This is a genomic window from Paracoccus sphaerophysae (genome assembly GCF_000763805.1).
Classification (GTDB): domain Bacteria; phylum Pseudomonadota; class Alphaproteobacteria; order Rhodobacterales; family Rhodobacteraceae; genus Paracoccus; species Paracoccus sphaerophysae.
In genome coordinates, this window is sequence record NZ_JRKS01000012.1 from 45,954 (window position 1) to 63,067 (window position 17,114).

At 70.2% G+C, this 17,114-nt stretch carries 16 protein-coding genes; 8 read left to right on the top strand and 8 right to left on the bottom strand.

Annotated features, from left to right (window positions below; translation table 11 throughout):
- Nucleotides 1-130: 130 nt before the first annotated feature.
- The gene (gene edd / locus IC63_RS05800) at nt 131-1,933 is read left to right on the top strand and encodes a phosphogluconate dehydratase (RefSeq protein WP_036717835.1); all 1,803 of its coding nucleotides are present in this window, start codon (nt 131-133) and stop codon (nt 1,931-1,933) included.
- A gap of 70 nt (nt 1,934-2,003) precedes the next feature.
- Here the strand turns inward: edd and IC63_RS05805 are convergent, their stop codons facing one another.
- On the bottom strand, nt 2,004-2,390 hold the full coding sequence (locus IC63_RS05805; RefSeq protein WP_036717838.1) for a DUF2147 domain-containing protein: 387 nt from the start codon (nt 2,388-2,390) through the stop codon (nt 2,004-2,006).
- Between the two features lie 139 nt (nt 2,391-2,529).
- Here IC63_RS05805 and hisA point away from each other — a divergent pair, with 139 nt between their 5' ends.
- The 5 genes from hisA to IC63_RS05830 all read left to right on the top strand — a co-directional run bounded on the left by hisA (nt 2,530) and on the right by IC63_RS05830 (nt 7,460).
- Nucleotides 2,530-3,246: a 1-(5-phosphoribosyl)-5-[(5-phosphoribosylamino)methylideneamino]imidazole-4-carboxamide isomerase gene (gene hisA, locus IC63_RS05810; RefSeq protein ID WP_036717841.1), complete on the top strand. Its 717-nt coding sequence runs from the start codon at nt 2,530-2,532 to the stop codon at nt 3,244-3,246.
- Nucleotides 3,247-3,317: 71 nt separating this feature from the next.
- Entirely contained in the window at nt 3,318-3,917 is a 600-nt protein-coding gene (gene secG, locus IC63_RS05815) for a preprotein translocase subunit SecG (protein ID WP_084115522.1), read from the top strand.
- A 146-nt stretch (nt 3,918-4,063) separates the two neighbouring features.
- A complete protein-coding gene (locus IC63_RS05820) occupies nt 4,064-5,710 on the top strand; it encodes a CTP synthase (RefSeq protein ID WP_036717843.1) in 1,647 nt (548 codons plus the stop codon).
- Nucleotides 5,707-6,183: a hypothetical protein gene (locus tag IC63_RS05825; protein WP_052041916.1), complete on the top strand. Its 477-nt coding sequence runs from the start codon at nt 5,707-5,709 to the stop codon at nt 6,181-6,183. The genes IC63_RS05820 and IC63_RS05825 overlap by 4 nt, the downstream gene beginning before the upstream one ends.
- A gap of 71 nt (nt 6,184-6,254) precedes the next feature.
- The gene (locus IC63_RS05830; RefSeq protein WP_036717846.1) at nt 6,255-7,460 is read left to right on the top strand and encodes a PAS domain-containing protein; all 1,206 of its coding nucleotides are present in this window, start codon (nt 6,255-6,257) and stop codon (nt 7,458-7,460) included.
- Between the two features lie 78 nt (nt 7,461-7,538).
- Here the strand turns inward: IC63_RS05830 and mfd are convergent, their stop codons facing one another.
- A complete protein-coding gene (mfd, locus tag IC63_RS05835; protein WP_084115524.1) occupies nt 7,539-11,084 on the bottom strand; it encodes a transcription-repair coupling factor in 3,546 nt (1,181 codons plus the stop codon).
- A 49-nt stretch (nt 11,085-11,133) separates the two neighbouring features.
- A complete protein-coding gene (locus IC63_RS05840; protein ID WP_036717849.1) occupies nt 11,134-11,703 on the bottom strand; it encodes a hypothetical protein in 570 nt (189 codons plus the stop codon).
- Between the two features lie 150 nt (nt 11,704-11,853).
- On the opposite strand from IC63_RS05840, the gene hemB reads away from it, so the two are divergent.
- Nucleotides 11,854-12,858: a porphobilinogen synthase gene (gene hemB, locus IC63_RS05845; protein ID WP_036717852.1), complete on the top strand. Its 1,005-nt coding sequence runs from the start codon at nt 11,854-11,856 to the stop codon at nt 12,856-12,858.
- Nucleotides 12,859-12,876: 18 nt separating this feature from the next.
- Here hemB and IC63_RS05850 read toward each other — a convergent pair whose 3' ends face one another.
- The 5 genes from IC63_RS05850 to IC63_RS05870 all read right to left on the bottom strand — a co-directional run bounded on the left by IC63_RS05850 (nt 12,877) and on the right by IC63_RS05870 (nt 16,640).
- A complete protein-coding gene (locus IC63_RS05850) occupies nt 12,877-13,428 on the bottom strand; it encodes a cysteine hydrolase family protein (RefSeq protein ID WP_036717910.1) in 552 nt (183 codons plus the stop codon).
- Nucleotides 13,429-13,551: 123 nt separating this feature from the next.
- Nucleotides 13,552-14,205 (bottom strand): lytic transglycosylase domain-containing protein, encoded by a 654-nt coding sequence (locus IC63_RS05855; RefSeq protein ID WP_036717855.1) that lies wholly within the window; start codon nt 14,203-14,205, stop codon nt 13,552-13,554.
- 152 nt (nt 14,206-14,357) lie between these two features.
- Nucleotides 14,358-14,906: a single-stranded DNA-binding protein gene (gene ssb / locus IC63_RS05860; protein ID WP_036717857.1), complete on the bottom strand. Its 549-nt coding sequence runs from the start codon at nt 14,904-14,906 to the stop codon at nt 14,358-14,360.
- Between the two features lie 67 nt (nt 14,907-14,973).
- Entirely contained in the window at nt 14,974-16,074 is a 1,101-nt protein-coding gene (aroB, locus tag IC63_RS05865) for a 3-dehydroquinate synthase (RefSeq protein WP_036717860.1), read from the bottom strand.
- Entirely contained in the window at nt 16,071-16,640 is a 570-nt protein-coding gene (locus IC63_RS05870) for a shikimate kinase (protein WP_198026261.1), read from the bottom strand. The genes aroB and IC63_RS05870 overlap by 4 nt, the downstream gene beginning before the upstream one ends.
- Before the next feature lie 160 nt (nt 16,641-16,800).
- On the opposite strand from IC63_RS05870, the gene IC63_RS05875 reads away from it, so the two are divergent.
- On the top strand, nt 16,801-17,114 hold a 314-nt coding region (locus IC63_RS05875), incomplete at its 3' end, for a hypothetical protein (RefSeq protein ID WP_036717863.1).

Genomic DNA, 17,114 nt, shown 5'->3' on the forward strand with positions numbered 1-17,114 from the left:
ATATTCACAGAATGCAATGGACGAATTCCGCTTGGTGCCTCCCGACTGCCTCCGCCGCCCCACCGTTGCACCGTTAACGCTAACGCGCTAAATCCCGAAAAACGGCCGCCCCTCTAGCCGGAGCACTCGCATGGCCCTGCATCCCGTCATCGACCGCGTCACCGACCGCATCCGCGAACGATCGCATCCGCGCCGTACCGGGTATCTGTCCAAGATCGCCCGCGCCGGCGAGGACGGTCCCCGCCGCGCGCATCTGTCCTGCGGGAACCAGGCCCACGCCTATGCAGCGATGGAGGACAAGGCCGACCTGGCGATGACCGCGCGCCCCAATCTGGGCATCGTCACCGCCTATAACGACATGCTCTCCGCCCATCAGCCCTATGAGCGCTTTCCCGATCTCATCCGCCGCGCGGCCCATGCGGCGGGCGCCACCGCCCAGGTCGCCGGGGGCGTGCCCGCCATGTGCGACGGCGTCACCCAGGGCCGCGCCGGGATGGAGCTGTCGCTGTTTTCCCGCGACGTCATCGCGCTCGCCGCCGGAGTCGCGATGAGCCACGACGTCTTCGACGCCGCGGTCTGTCTGGGCATCTGCGACAAGATCGTGCCGGGGCTGGTGATCGCGGCGGCGACCTTCGGCCATGTCCCGGCCGTCTTCCTGCCTGCCGGGCCGATGCCCTCGGGCCTGCCGAACGACGAGAAAGCCAAGGTGCGTCAGGACTTCGCCGCCGGCAAGATCGGCCGCGACAAGCTGATGGCGGCCGAGATGGCCTCCTATCACGCGCCGGGCACCTGCACCTTCTACGGCACCGCGAACACCAACCAGATGCTGATGGAGTTCATGGGCCTGCAACTGCCCGGCTCGAGTTTCGTCAACCCCAACACCCCCCTGCGCGAGGCCCTGACGGTGGCCGGCGTGGCCCGCGCCGCCCAGATCACCCGGCTCGGCAACGACTACACCCCGGTCAGCGCGATCCTCGACGAGCGCGCCTTCGTCAACGGGCTGGTCGGGCTGATGGCGACGGGCGGCTCGACCAACCTCGTCATCCACCTGCCGGCGATGGCGCGGGCGGCCGGGATCGACCTCGACCTGCAGGATTTCCACGACATCAGCCAGGCGGTGCCGCTGATGGCGCGGGTCTATCCGAACGGGCTGGCGGACGTGAACCACTTCCACGCCGCCGGCGGGCTGGGCTTCCTGATCGGGCAGCTGCTCGAGGCGGGCCTGCTGCACCCGGACGTGCGCACCGTCGCCGGCGAGGGGCTGGACCGCTACACGGCCGAGCCGCGGCTGGCCGAGGGCGCCCTGACCTGGGTGGAGGGCCCGGGCGAAAGCCTCAACGACCGCATCCTGCGCCCCGCCGCGGACCCGTTCGCGGCGACCGGCGGGCTGCACATGCTGGCCGGCAATCTCGGGCGCGCGGTCATCAAGGCTTCCGCGGTCAAGCCCGAGCTGCACGTAATCGAGGCGCGGGCCCGGGTCTTCCACGACCAGAACGCCGTCAAGGCCGCCTTCCAGGCCGGCGAGTTCACCGACGACACCATCGTCGTCGTCCGCTTCCAGGGCCCCCGCGCCAACGGCATGCCCGAACTGCACTCCCTGACCCCGATCCTGTCGGTCCTGCTGGATCGCGGCGTGCGGGTGGCGCTGGTGACCGACGGGCGGATGTCGGGCGCCTCGGGCAAGGTGCCGGCGGCGATCCACGTCTCGCCCGAGGCGGCGACCGGCGGCCCGCTCGCCCGGCTGCGCGATGGCGACCTGGTGCGGCTGGACGCGGTGAAGGGCAGCCTCGACTGTCTCGAGCCCGACTTCGCCGCCCGCGAGCCCGTGACCGCCGACCTCTCCGGCAATGCCGAGGGGCTGGGCCGCGAGCTGTTCGCCGCGTTCCGCGCCCATGCCGCGCCGGTCGACCAGGGCGCGGGCATCGTGGTGTAGAAAAGCCGCGGAACGCGCCCGCGGCTTCTTCTTTGTCCAAATATCCCGGGGTCCGGGGCAGAGCCCCGGCTTACTTCAGCCTGGTCCAGGTCTGCGTCTTGCAGATCAGGCCGCCGGCCACGCAGCCGGACAGCTTCATCGACTTGCCGCTGACCTGCGCCTTGCCATTATAGATCTTGTTGTCGGCCGGGCGCAGAACCTTGCCCTTGTAGGCGCCGTCGCCGGCGGGCGTCATGCCGATGACGATCTGCTTGCCCAGGTTGGGCGACTTGTATTCGTCCTTGCCCTTGAAGGTCTTGACGATGGTGCCGCAGAACGCTCCGCCGCAGGGGCCGACCTGGACGAAGGCGCTGGAGCCCTCGTCGGCCTGGGTCTGCCACAGCCCCTCGATCGGGTCGGCGGCAAAGGCGGCGGTGCCCGACAGTGCGAGTGCGGCGGCAAGCGCGATGGCTTTCATGGGTGTCCTCCCTGACTTCTCCCTGACCGGAATTGACGTCCGCGGATGCGATTCCGGCAAGCATGACGTCGGGTCGCGGTCTTTTCCCCCGTGCCCCGCTGTGGCAAGGGACGCGCGACACTGACGGACGGAGCCCCCGATGATCCTCTATCCCGCCATCGACCTCAAGGACGGGGCCTGCGTGCGGCTGCTGCGCGGCGACATGCAGGCGGCGACGGTGTTCGGCACCGATCCGGCAGCGCAGGCCAAGGCGTTTCAGGATGCCGGGGCCGCGTGGCTGCATCTGGTCGACCTCAACGGCGCCTTCGCCGGGCAGCCGGTCAACGCCGCCGCGGTCGAGGCGATCCTCGACACCGTCAGTGTCCCCGTGCAGCTGGGCGGCGGCATCCGCGACATGGCGACCATTGCGGGCTGGCTGGACCGCGGCGTCCGCCGAGTCATCCTCGGCACCGTCGCGGTCGAGAGCGCCGACTTGGTCCACGAGGCCGCCCGCGCCTTCCCCGGCCGCATCGCCGTCGGCATCGACGCCCGCGGCGGCCGCGTCGCCACCCGCGGCTGGGCCGAGGAAACCGAGATCACCGCGACCGACCTCGCCCGCCGGTTCCAGGACGCCGGCGTCGCCGCGATCATCTATACCGACATCGACCGCGACGGCGCCATGGGGGGCCCGAACGTCGCCGCGACCGAGGCGCTGGCCCGCGCCGTCTCGATCCCGGTCATCGCCTCGGGCGGGGTGTCGTCGCTGCGCGACCTGATCGCGCTGCGCGATACCGGCGTGATCGCCGGCGCGATTTCCGGCCGCGCGCTGTATGACGGCGCGCTCGATCTGACCCGGGCGCTGGCCGCGCTGGGCTGAGGCGCGGGCGCTTGCCTTCCCCCGGCCCGCTGCCTAGATAGGCGCGATCCGAAACATAAGGCCGAAGCCAAGTGGAAAACGTCGTTCTGACCGTGCATCTCATCCTCGCCCTGCTGCTGATCGGCGTGGTGCTGCTGCAGCGGTCCGAAGGCGGCGGGCTGGGCCTCGGCGGCGGGGGCGGCGGCGTGATGACCGGCCGCCAGGCCGCCAACGCGCTGTCCCGCGCGACCTGGCTGCTGGCCACCGGCTTCCTCATCACCTCGGTCGCGCTGACGGTCATCGCGGCGCGCAATTCGGCCGGCGGCTCGGTGGTCGACCGCCTCGGCGGACCCGCGCCGGCAAGCCAGGCGCCGGCCTCGAACCTGCCGACGCTGCCCAGCTATTCGCCGCCTCCGGGCGTCGGTCAGCCGGTCCTGCCGCCGGGCGCGACTGCGCCTGCCGCGGACACGGCGCCGGCCGCCGCGGCCACGCTGGCGCCTGCGTCGGGAACGGCGGCCCCGGCCGCGGAACCCGCCACGGCTCCTGCACCCGCCCCGGCTCCTGCCACGGCGACGGCCCCGGTGCCGGCCCAGCCCGCAACTCCGGCCCCTGCCCCGCAGACCGGCGCGGCCACCGGCGGCACGGTCACCACCACGACCGTTCCGATCACCGCCGCGCCGGTGTCGAACTGATCTCACAACCCGTTGGGGTCGCACGGCCCCGTCCCTACCACACATCGCGGTCCCGTTGCGGCTTGGCGGAGAATCGGCTATAGGTCGACTCCCGTGATGGTCGTGTCTTACGCGCGGCCCGCAACGCTGAACATCGCGGGAGTTTCATGGCGCGTTACATCTTCATCACCGGCGGCGTGGTCTCCTCTCTCGGCAAGGGGCTCGCCTCGGCGGCGCTCGGCGCGCTGCTGCAGGCGCGCGGCTATACGGTGCGGCTGCGCAAGCTCGACCCCTATCTGAACGTCGATCCCGGCACGATGTCGCCCTTCGAGCATGGCGAGGTCTTCGTCACCGACGACGGCGCCGAAACCGATCTGGACCTCGGCCATTACGAACGCTTCACCGGCGTCTCGGCGCGGCGCACCGACACGGTCAGCGCCGGGCGCATCTATTCCAACGTGCTGGAAAAGGAACGCCGCGGCGAATACCTGGGCAAGACGATCCAGGTGATCCCGCACGTCACCAACGAGATCAAGGACTTCCTCGCGATTGGCGAATCCGAGGTCGATTTCATGCTGTGCGAGATCGGCGGCACCGTCGGCGACATCGAGGGCCTGCCCTTCTTCGAGGCGATCCGCCAGTTCATGCAGGACCGCCCGCGCGGCCAGTGCATTCTCATGCACCTGACGCTGCTGCCGTGGCTGGCGGCCTCGGGCGAGTTGAAGACCAAGCCGACCCAGCACTCGGTCAAGGAGCTGCGGACCATCGGGTTGCAGCCCGACGTGCTGGTCTGCAGGTCCGAACACCCGATTCCGGACCGCGAGCGCGCCAAGATCGCCCTGTTCTGCAACGTGCGGCCGGATTCCGTGATCCCTGCCTATGATCTCAAGTCGATCTACGAGGCGCCGATCGCCTATCACCGCGCCGGGCTGGACCGCGCGGTGCTGGACGCCTTCCAGATCAGCCCCGCACCCAAGCCCGACATGCGCCGTTGGGAAGACGTGATGGACCGTCTAACCCATGCCGAGGGCGAGGTCCGCATCGCCATCGTCGGCAAGTACACGCAGCTCGAGGATGCCTACAAATCCATCTCCGAGGCGCTGACCCACGGCGGCATGGCCAACCGCGTGCGGGTGCGTCCGGAATGGATCGCGGCCGAGGACATCGAGGCCGAGGACGGCATCCACCTGCTGGACGGCTATCACGGCATCCTCGTGCCCGGCGGCTTTGGCGAACGCGGCACCGAAGGGATGGTCGCCGCCGCCCGCTATGCGCGCGAGCGCAAGGTGCCCTATCTGGGCATCTGTCTGGGGATGCAGATGGCGGTGATCGAGGCGGCCCGCAACCTCGCCGGCATCCCGGACGCGGGCTCCGAGGAGTTCGACCACGAGGCCGGCGCCGAGCGGTTCACCCCGGTCGTCTATCACCTCAAGGAATGGGTGCAGGGCAACCACAAGGTCGAACGCAAGCTGTCGGACGACAAGGGCGGCACGATGCGGCTGGGCGCCTATACCGCGGTGCTGACGCCGGGGTCGCGAATCAGCCAGGTCTATGACGGCGCCACCGAGATCGAGGACCGCCACCGCCACCGCTATGAGGTGGACGCGCGCTACCGCGACCAGCTGGAAGGCTGCGGGCTGATCTTTTCGGGCATGTCCCCCGACGGCCGGCTGCCCGAGGCGGTCGAGATCGAGGGCCATCCGTGGTTCATCGGCGTCCAGTCCCATCCCGAACTGAAATCCAAGCCCTTCGCGCCCGCGCCGCTGTTCGCCGATTTCATCCGCGCCGCCAAGGAACAGGAGCGGATGGTATGATTCGGCCTGTCGCCCTGGCCCTGCTGCTGCCCGGGGCGATCCTGCCGGGGGTGGCCGTCGCCGACGCCCCGCTGTTCATCGTCGATCCCTCACAAATGCCCTTCGATCTGGGGCCAGGGGCGCCGGCGAACCAGCCGTCCCGGATGTCGAATTCGCCCTCTGCAGCCGGCAATTCGTCGGGGGCGCCGGGCAACGGGTCGGGAATTCGGTCAAATGCGCCTGACAATCCGGCGAACGGCCCGGATGGCGGCCGCGCGATCTGGGCCGATGGCGAACCCGTGGGCTACTACACGACCAATGGCGGAACGCTGAACCTGTTCACCTCGTCGGGCCGCCGCGTCGCCTATCGCCCGGCACGCGGGACCAAGTCGCTGTTCGCCACCGACGGGCGCTGGTGCGGCACCGTGGCCCAGACCTCGGGCGGGGTCGCGTTCGGCATGACGCGAAGCTGTCTGGAAAAGTTCTTCCAGTGATCCCTGGGTGAGAACGGTTTCTTAATCCGGCGCAGCTATACCGTCCGTGGTTGTGCGCGTCGGAGGCGGGAATGAGACCGGAACGAATCCTCGATCAGGAACGCGTCTTCGACGCGGGGAAATATATCTACACGCGCACCGATCGCCGGGGCGTCATTCTCAGCGCGAACCGGTATTTCGTCCAGCTCAGCGGCTATGACGTCGACAAGATGCTGGGTGCGCCGCACAAGATCCTGCGCCACCCCGACGTTCCGCGCGGCGTCTTCTACCTGCTGTGGCAGACGCTGCAGGACGGCAAACCGTTTTCGGCCTTCGTCAAGAACCTCGCGGCGGACGGCTCGTATTACTGGACCTGCGCGATCGTTGCCCCGATCGACGAGGGGTACCTGTCCGTGAGTGCCAAGCCGCAGGGCGAATGTTTCGACCACGCGCGGGCGCTGTATGCAGGGCTTCTGGCCGACGAGGCCGCCGGCGCCTCGCCGGCCGAATCCGCCGCGCTGCTGCGGGCGCGGCTGGAAGACAGCAGCCATGGCTCGCTCGACAACTTCATGGCCACGGCGCTGGCCGACATCGCCGCCGAGAAAGGCGCGCCGAATTGCCCGGTCAATCGTCTGCGCCAGCTGCGGGCAGAGATGCAGCGGCTGGACACTACCCAGCGCGACCTGCTGGCGACGCTCAAGAAGCTGTATCTGATCCCGACGAACATGCGCATCCTCGCCTCGCGGCTGGAACCGTCCGGCGGGCCGGTCAGCGCGATTTCCGACAGCTACAAGCGGGCGGCGTCCGAGCTGATGGGACGCCTGCACCAGCGGATGGGGGACGTGACCGCCCGTCCGTCCGGAACGGCGGCCCACGGTCCCGATACCGGGGTGGCCATGGTGAACCGGGCGCTGTTCTTCGAGGCTGCGGCGGCGATCCTCGGCAACGCCGCACAGCAGTTCGCCGCCGAAGAGACGCTGCCCGGCGTGGACAGCGCGGCGGAACGGGCGTCGCTGTCCCATAGCCTGCAGCTCTTCCGAAACGAGGCGGTGGCGTGCAGCGGCAAGATGACGGGCACCGTGATCCGGGTCGGCAAGGAAGCCGAACACATCAAGCGGCTGATGTCGGGCCTCGACCAGATCCGCATCCTGGGCGAGGTTGAAAGCGGCCGACTGCGGAACTCGGACGGCGGCCTGGCGGCGATCATGACCCAGCTGACCACCTTCCACGGGCTGATCCACGCGCGGCTGTCGGCGATGACTAACGCCGCCAACCGGATGCGGGCGGGGGCGGAGTAGGCGCTGGCCTCGCGCGGCGCCGCGCCGCCGCCTGTCCGCCCGCCACCCGCCAACAGCGAGGACACCTCTCGCCGTGCCTCAGGCCGGTCGGCGGCCCCCGGCCTTTGCCGCAGGACGCAGCGGCGCCTTCGCCGGCGCGGCCACATCTCGCGCCGGCCCGGCGGCTGCGGGCGGCGCGGCCTTCAACTTCGCCGCCAGGTCCTTCGCCACCGCGAAGGCGCCCTTGATGCGTTCGGCGTCGGTGCTCCAGGGGCGGCTGACGACCAGCTTGTTGTCGACGATGCGGGCGGCGCCCTTCTGTTCGGTCATGAACTCGACCAGCCCGGCCGGGTTCGGGAACTTGTCCTGGTGGAACTGCACCGTCGCCCCCTTGGGGCCGGCCACCAGCGAGGCAATGTTGGCGCGCTTGGCCATCGCCTTGATGCGGATCACCAGCATCAACGTGTTGACCTCACGCGGCAGCGGGCCGAAGCGGTCGATCAGCTCGGCCGCAAAACCTTCCAGCTCAACCTTGGTGGTCAGCTGCGCCAGCCGCCGGTACAGCTCCAGCCGCACGTCCAGATCGGGGACGTAGCTTTCCGGGATCGTCACCGGCACCCCGAGGTTCAGCGTCGGCGCCCATTCGTCGTCGGGCGTGCCCTCCAGCTCGCCGGATTTCAGCTTGGCGATGGTCTCCTCCAGCATCGCCTGGTACAGTTCGAACCCGACCTCCTTGATATGGCCGGATTGTTCCTCGCCCAGCAGGTTGCCCGCCCCGCGCAGGTCCAGGTCCTGCGAGGCGAGGTTGAACCCCGCCCCCAGCGAATCGATCGACCCCAGGAACTTGAGCCGCCGGATCGCCTGGGGGGTCAGCGGCACCCGCGGCTTGGTCGTCAGATAGCAATAGGCGCGGGTCTTGGACCGCCCGACACGGCCGCGGATCTGGTACAGTTGCGCCAGCCCGAACATGTCGGCGCGCCAGACCACCATCGTGTTCGCGCGCGGGATATCCAGCCCGCTTTCCACGATCGAGGTCGCCAGCAGCACGTCATGGCTGCCGTCGTAAAAGGCGTTCATCCGCTGATCCAGATCGCCCGCCGCCAACTGCCCATGCGCCACGATCACGCTGACCTCGGGGACGTGCTGCTGCAGCCAGTCCTCGACATCCGGCAGGTCCGCCAGCCGCGGCACGATCAGGAACGACTGCCCGCCGCGGTATTTCTCGCGCAGCAGCGCCTCGCGGATTGTCACGCTGTCGAATTCCGACACATAGGTGCGGATCGCCAGCCGGTCGACCGGGGGCGTGCCGATGATCGACAGGTCGCGCACCCCGGTCAGCGACAGCTGCAGGGTCCGCGGGATCGGCGTCGCGGTCAGGGTCAGGACATGAATGTCCGAACGCAGCTCCTTCAGCCGCTCCTTGTGGGCGACGCCGAAATGCTGCTCTTCGTCGATCACCAGCAGGCCCAGATCCTTGAACCGGACCTGCTTGGCCAGCACCGCGTGGGTGCCGACGACAATATCGACCGACCCGTCGGCCAGCCCGGCCCGGGTTTCCGCCGCATCCCGGGCCGAAACGAAGCGCGACAGCGGACGGACGTTGATCGCCGTGCCGCGGAAACGCTCCGCAAAGCTGCGGAAATGCTGGCGTGCCAGCAGCGTCGTGGGCGCCACCACCGCCACCTGCTTCCCCTGCGACGCGGCGAGGAACGCCGCGCGCATGGCGACCTCGGTCTTTCCGAAGCCCACGTCGCCGACGATCAGCCGGTCCATCGGGCGGCCCGCGGCCAGATCCTCGGCCACGTCGGCGATGGCGGCGGCCTGGTCGTCGGTCTCGGTCCAGGGAAAGCGGGCCGCGAAGGCCTCCCACTCGTGGTGCTCGGGCTCCAGCACGGGGGCGGCGCGCAGCATCCGTTCGGCCGCGACCCGCATCAGCCGGTCGGCGATCTGGCGGATGCGTTCCTTGAGCCGCGCCTTGCGGGCCTGCCACGCCCCGCCGCCCAGCCGGTCAAGCAACCCGTCCTCGTGGCCGTAGCGGGTCAGCAGCTCGATGTTCTCGACCGGCAGGTACAGCCGGTCGCCGCCGGCATATTCCAGCGCCACGCAGTCATGCGGCACCCCCAGCGCGCGGATCGTCTCCAGCCCGGTATAGCGCCCGATACCGTGTTCGACATGGACGACCAGATCGCCCGGCGTGAGGCTTTGCGTGTCCTTGAGGAAGTTCTGCGCCCGCCGCCGCTTGCGCGCGCCGCGGATCAGCCGGTCGCCCAGCACATCCTGTTCCGAGATCACCGCCAGCGGCCCGGTCGCCTGGCCGTCGCTGACGAAACCTTCGTCCAGCGGCCAGACAGCCAGCCCCAGCGCGCCCTTGTCCTCGGGCAGCCCGCGGATGTCGTCGATGGGCAGACCCGTCAGCCCCTCGTCGGCCAGGAGCCCGGTCAGCCGCTCGCGCGCGCCTTCGGAAAAGCTCGCCACCACCACGCGCCGGGTTTTCTGCAGGTCGCGGACATGGGCGGCGAGCGCGGCGAACAGATCGGCCTTCTCGGCCTGGCGTTCGGGCGCGAAGCTGCGCCCGGCATGGCCGCCCGCGTCCAGCACCCCCGGCCCCGGAGGGCGGGCCAGCGTCGCCAGCCGGATGACGCGATGCGCCGCCAGCCAGCACGCCCACTCCGCCTCGTCGGCGAACAGCGCCGCGGGGGCGACCGGACGATAGACGCTGTCGCCGCCGCCCTTGCGGGCCATCGCCTCGCGCCGGGCGTCGTATTGTTCGGCGATAGTGGCGCTGCGGGCCTCGCGGTGCTGGTCCAGATGGTCGTCCAGCACCACCGCGGCCGCGGGCAGATAGTCGAACAGGCTGTCCAGCCGGTCGTGAAACCACGGCAGCCAGTGTTCCATCCCCGCGACCTTCTGGCCGGCGCTGACCGCCTCGTACAGCGGATCGCTGGCGCCGCCGCCATATTCGGCGCGGTAGTTCTGGCGAAAGCGGGTGATCGCCGCCTCGTCGAGGATCACCTCGGACATCGGCGCGATCTCGACCCGGTCCATCGCCGCCAGGCTGCGCTGGGTGTCGGGGTCAAAGCCGCGGATCCCGTCCAGCACGTCCCCGAACAGGTCCAGCCGCACCGGCCCCACCCCGCCCGGAGGATAGATGTCGATGATCCCGCCGCGGATCGCGTAATCCCCCGGCTCGCTGACCGTGGGCGCCTGCGAAAACCCCATCCGGGCCAGAAAGCCGCGCAACTGCGCCTCGTCCAGCCGCTCGCCCTTGCGGGCGACGAAGCTGGCGGCGCGCACGGTGTCGGCCGCCGGGACCCGCTGCAGCGCGGCGTTCACCGTGGTCAGAAGCACGAAGGGCGGCTTGATGGTGCCGGTGGCGAGCGCCGCCAGCACCTGCAGCCGCTGCGCCATGACCTCGCCCGAGGGCGAGACACGGTCATAGGGCGTCGTGTCCCAGGCGGGAAATTCCAGCACCGCGAGGGTCGGCGCAAAGAACCCCAGCGCGGCGCGCATCGCGGCCATGCGCCGGTCGTCACGGGCGATGTGGATGACGGGCTTTGGGTTGGGGGCGCCGCGGGCCGCCTCGCGCGCGATCAGTGCCGCGTCGAGCCCTTCGGGCGCGCCAGAGAGGATCAGGGTGTCGGCCATGACCGGTCAGGTATCGCGCCGCGGGCGGATGTCAAGGCGCAGCCGCGGCTCAGATCCCCAGCGGGTGAGTGGCCAGCCACGCCGTCCCCCACAGCGCGGCCCCCCCGACCGCCAGCATCGACAGCGCCATCGTCAGCCGCATGTGGCGGGTGATCTGGCGCGCCATGTCGGCAGCGGCGAGATCGGGGGTGATGCGTCCCGCCTCGGCCTCGGCCAGCGTCGCCCGCAGCCGGGTGGCGAGGCGGATCCGCAGCACGACCAGCACCAGCAGCGGCGCCACCAGCAGGACCATCGCCTGCGCCAGTTCACGCCCATAGGCAAAGCCGAGCCAGGCCAGCGCCGAGACGACGAACGCCGCCACCGCCGTCAGCACCGTGCCGTCGCGGTCGCTGACCTGCCAGCGCGGCGTGACCAGCGACACCCAGTCGAGCAGCAGCAGCGAGTCCGGTGCAGGTCCCTGGCCCGCCCCCTCGACAGCACGGCGATGAACGGCGCGGACCAGGTCCGATGGGATGCCCAGCGCGCCGCGGCCCACCCAGGTCCAGGTGACGGTCAGCAGCAGCCAGTACCACAGCGACGAAAACGACCGGCTGTCCAGAACGTCGAGCAGTCCGTGCATGGCTTTGCTGATCCTTGCGCGCGGGGCAGGCCGGCATCCTAGTCAGCCATGCGCCGGGGGCAAGGCAGGCCGGCCGCGCTGCGTTCGGCGGTTGCGTGCGGGCGGGGCCGGTGCCAGTCTCGCCGCGCCCTGCCAGCCCGAGGAACCGCCATGCCCGCCACCCCGATCATCGCCCCGTTTCCCGCGACCCGCCTGCGCCGCCTGCGCCGCACCCCGGCGCTGCGCGCGCTGACCGCGGAACGCCACGTGTCGGTCGAAAACCTGATCTGGCCGATCTTCGTGACCGAGGTGGCGGGGGGCGAGGGCGAAATCCCCTCGATGCCGGGCGTCCACCGCCTGACGCTGGACGGCGCCCGCCGTGCCGCCGAGCGGGCCGCGTCCCTGGGCATCCCGGCGATCTGCATCTTTCCGCATTCGGACCCCGACCTGAAGACCGAGGATTGCGCCCGCGCCTGGGACCCCGAGAATATCGGCAACCGCGCCATCCGCGCCATCAAGGAGGTCGCGCCCGGCCTGGCGGTGATGACCGACATCGCGCTGGACCCCTACAACATCAACGGCCATGACGGGTTCGTCCGCGACGGGGTGATCGTCAACGACGAGACGGTCGAGGCGCTGGTCCGCATGGCGCTGGCGCAGGCCGAGGCGGGGGCGGACATCCTCGGGCCCTCGGACATGATGGACGGGCGGATCGGCGCTTTGCGTGGGGCGCTGGAATCGGCAGGCCACAAGGACGTGGCGATCCTCAGCTATGCGGCGAAATATGCCTCGGGGTTCTACGGGCCGTTTCGCGATGCGGTCGGCGCCTCGGGGCGGCTGGTCGGCGACAAGAAGACCTATCAGATCAACCCCGCCAACCGTGACGAGGCGCTGCGCTGCGTCGCCCGCGACCTGGCCGAGGGCGCCGACATGGTGATGGTCAAGCCGGGGATGCCCTATCTGGACATCTGCCGCGAGGTGAAGGACCAGTTCGGCGCGCCGACCTATGCCTATCAGGTCAGCGGCGAATACGCGATGCTGGAAGGCGCGATCCGGGCCGGCTGGCTCAAGCGCGAGGTGGTGCTGGAAAGCCTGCTGAGCTTCCGCCGCGCCGGCTGCGACGGCATCCTGACCTATTACGCGCCGCAGGTGGCCGAGATGCTCGCCGCGGGCTGACCGCGGCGCGCTGTGGGGTCAGTCGCGGCCGACCCAGTCCTCGGTGCCGACGACATCGGCATAGCCGAAGGCTAGCCCCGACATCATCGCCGCGTGGACCTGATCGGCGGGCACGGTCTTGCCGCCGAATTCCAGGTCGCGGGTCGCGCAGGCGTCGTGGATCACCGTGGTCTTGTAGCCCAGATCCGAGGCCGCCCGCGTCGCCGCGTCGATGCACATGTGGCTCATCGCGCCCACGATCACCACCTCGTCCACCCCCGCGGCGTCCAGCGTTTCCTTGAGGTTCGTGTCGCGGAATGCGTTGACGTGGTTCTTGGTCACCACCGGCTCGCCCTCGGCCGGCGCCACCGTGTCGTGGATGCGCACGCCCTCGGTGCCGGGGTTGAAGAACGGCATCGCCGGGTCGGTGAATTCGTGGCGGACATGGACGACCATGTCGCCGCCGGCCCGCGCCGCCTCGATCACCCGGCGGGCGTTGGCGGCGGCCTGATCCATCCCGATCAGCGGGAATCTCCCCTGGTCGAAATAGTCGTTCTGGATATCGACGGCGATCACGGCGCGCTTGCTCATCACGTCCTCCCTGGCTGTGTCGGGGACGATGCTGCCACGGGCGATCGCGCGCGCCAAGCGAAATGCCCGCCCCGGCCGGTCAGGCGGGGGCGGGCATCGCCGGAATACCGATCGCGGGGGCCTTCAGCCGCCGACGATGATCCGCACGTAGTTGCGGGTTTCGCGATAGGGGGGCACGCCGCGATACTTGGCCACCGCGCCGGGACCGGCGTTATACGCCGCCAGCGCCAGCCGCCAGTCGCCGAAGGTGTTGTACATCATCCGCAGATAGCGCGCGCCGCCTTCCAAGTTCTGCACCGGGTCATGCGGGTTCACGCCCAGCTTGGCGGCGGTGCCCGGCATCAGTTGCGCCAGCCCCGTCGCGCCCTTGTGCGACCGCGCCCCGGCGTTCCAGCCGGATTCCTGCTGCACGAGCCGCAGGAACAGGTCCTCGGGGACACCATGCTTGCGGGCGACCGCCCGGGCATGGGGCAGATACTTGCTGCGCTGGTTGCCGGTATAGCGCGGGATGCCGCGGCCCGAGGTCGAGGCCCGCCCGTCCAGGTCGATGATGGTCACGGTCTTGACCTGCCCCGACCCCGGCCGCAGCCGCTGCGACCGCTGGTACTGGGCCGCCAGGCGCGAATCCATCAGCTGGGTCTGGCGGGCGAATTGCGAGGCGCGGGATTTCGACGAGGCGCCGCCAAGCCGAAGCCCGTCCGCCTGCGCGGGCGCTGCGACCGCAAGCCCTGCCACGACCAGAACCGCAACCTTCGCTCCGCCCACCAGGCTGGCCATCACTGCACGCATATTCTCGCCCTCGCCGTGTTATCGTTTTGATCGGAACGATACCGCAAAAGCGCCGATCCGCCATACGCCGGGCGATCACAGGTTCCGCGTCGACTGCTGATCGGCGGAGTTTCGCCGATCAGAATCTCAGACAATTGTTATCAGAACGGAATTTCGTCGTCGAATTCCGCCCCGCCGCGGCCGCCACCCTGCCCGACGCCCTGACCGCCGCTCGCGCCGCCGCCCGAGGAACCGCCGCGATCATAGTCACTGTAGCCCTCGTCATAGCTGCGCCCGCCGCCGCCCTGACCGCCGCCGCCGCCATAGCCGCCACCGCCACCGCCGCCGCCGCCGCCGGACCGGCCGTCGAGCATGTGCAGCTCGCTGCGGAACGGCCGCAGGGCGACCTCGGTCGAATAGCGGTCGTTGCCGGACTGGTCCTGCCATTTGCGGGTTTCCAGCTGGCCCTCGACATAGACCTTGGAGCCCTTCTTCAGGTACTGTTCGGCCACCCGCACCAGCGGTTCGGAATGGATCACCACCGTGTGCCACTCGGTGCGCTCGCGCCGTTCGCCGGAATTGCGGTCCTTCCACTGTTCGGACGTGGCGATCCGCAGGTTGGCGATCTTGCCGCCGTTCTGGAAGGTGCGGATTTCCGGGTCCTGGCCCAGGTTGCCGACCAGAATGACCTTGTTGACGCTGCCTGCCATGATGCGGCTCCTTCGGTAGAATCCTCGGCAGCTTTACTGCCCGATGCTTAACGCGCGGTAAACCCGCTTAGCGCGCCGCGGCCAGGGTCGCGGCGATGGCCGTGGGCGCCACGTCGTCGGCGACGAAGGCCCGACCGATCCCGTGCGCGAGGATCAGCCGCAGCCGGCCGTCCACGACCTTCTTGTCCTGCCCCATCAGCGCAATCAGGCCGGCGTCGTCGGGCAGGCTGCCGGCGATGTCCGACAGACGCGACGGCATCCCCATCGCCGCAAGGTGGGCAGCGACGCGCGAGGGGTCCTCTTGCGCGCACAGCCCCAGCCGCGCCGACAGATCGAACGCCAGCGCGCAGCCGATCGCCACCCCCTCGCCGTGCAGCAGCCGGGCCGAATAGCCGGTGGCGCTTTCCAGCGCGTGGCCGAAGGTGTGACCCAGGTTCAGCAGCGCGCGCTCGCCCTGCTCGGTCTCGTCGCGTTCCACGATGCCGGCCTTCATGGCGACGGAATGGGCGACCGCGTGCAGCAGCGCCGCGGGGTCGGTCCGCAGCCGCGGGCCGTGTTCCTCGAGCCACGCAAAGAACCCAGCATCGCCCAGCAGGCCGTATTTCACCACCTCGCCATAGCCGGCGCGGAAATCCCGGTCGGGCAGCGTGGCCAGCGCATCGGTGTCGGCCAGCACCAGGCCGGGCTGGTGGAAGGCGCCGATCAGGTTCTTGCCGTGCGGCGAGTTGATGCCGGTCTTGCCGCCGACCGAGCTGTCCACCTGCGCCAGCAGCGTGGTGGGCATCTGCACGAACCGCACCCCGCGGCGCAGGATCGCCGCGGCGAAGCCGGCCAGATCGCCGATCACGCCCCCGCCCAGCGCGATGACGATGTCGCGCCGCTCGATCCGCTCGGCCAGCAGCCACTCGACGGCGCGACCGAGATGATCCCAGGACTTGGTCGCCTCGCCGGCAGGCAGCGCCAGCGAGGTCGCCTCGATCCCCGCCGCCTTCAGCGCCGCCAGCAGCCGCGGCAGATGCCGCCGGGCCACCGTCTCGTCGGTCAGGATCGCTGCCCGCGGGCGCGACAGCAGCGGCGCGATCTGGGCGCCGGCCTGGTCGATCAGGCCGGGGCCGATGCGGACCTCGTACGAGCGGTCGCCCAGCGCGACGGGAACGGTGCGGATCATGCAGGCTCCAGGATGTCGGGACGGCGGGCGCGGATCGCCTCCAGCACCCGGGTGGCGGTTTCCTCGACCGAGGCATGGCCGTCGACCGGCACCACGATCTCGGCCAGCGCATAGGACGGCGCGCGGTCGGCCAGCAGCCGTTCCAGCGTACCGCGCGGGTCGGGCGTCTGCAGCAGCGGCCGGGTCGGGCGCTGGCGCACCCGCTGCCACAGCACTGGCAGCGGCACGTTCAGCCAGACCGACACCGCCGAGGCGGCGACGAGGTCGCGGTTCCCGGCGCTCATCCACGCCCCGCCGCCGGTCGAGATGACCGCCGGGTCGCCGCGCAGGACGCGGGCCAGCACCTCGGATTCGCGGGCGCGAAAGAACGCCTCGCCGTCGCGGGCGAAGATTTCGGGGATGCTCATCGCGGCGGCGCGGACGATCTCGGCATCGGTGTCGCGCAACGGCACGCCGAGCCTGCGGGACAGCTCGGCCCCCACGGCCGACTTGCCGGCCCCCATCATGCCGATCAGCACGATGTTGCGTCTCACTTGCGCCGCCCCCTTGCCCGATGCGTCGGCCATGCTGATGGCCCGATCGGCGCCGGAACGCCACAGTTAAATCGGGTAAAAACCCGCGGCCCGGCGTCGCGCGGCTTTCCCCCTGGCCGGCGACAGGCTAGACCTGCGCCTGACCAGATGAGCCCGGCGATCCGCGGCGCTTTCAGAAGAGGATACGGGAACCATGCGCCTGCTGCGCGTCATCATCTTGCTGCTGCTGGCAGGCTTCGTCGGACTGGCCGTCTATGCCTATGTGGGCGACATGTCCGCCGATCCCCAGCAGATGCGCGTTCCGGTCCAGCTGGACATGGGCCAGCCCGCCGCCATGCCGGCCCCGGCTGCCGAGCCCGCCGCTGACGGGGCCGCGGCCCCCGACACCGCAGCCCCTGAAACCGCAGCCCCCGACACCGCAGCCGCTGACGCCACCGCCCCTGCCACCGCCGCGGAGACGGCGCCGGACGCCGCCCCGGCCTGGTGCTGGCCGACACCGATGCGCTG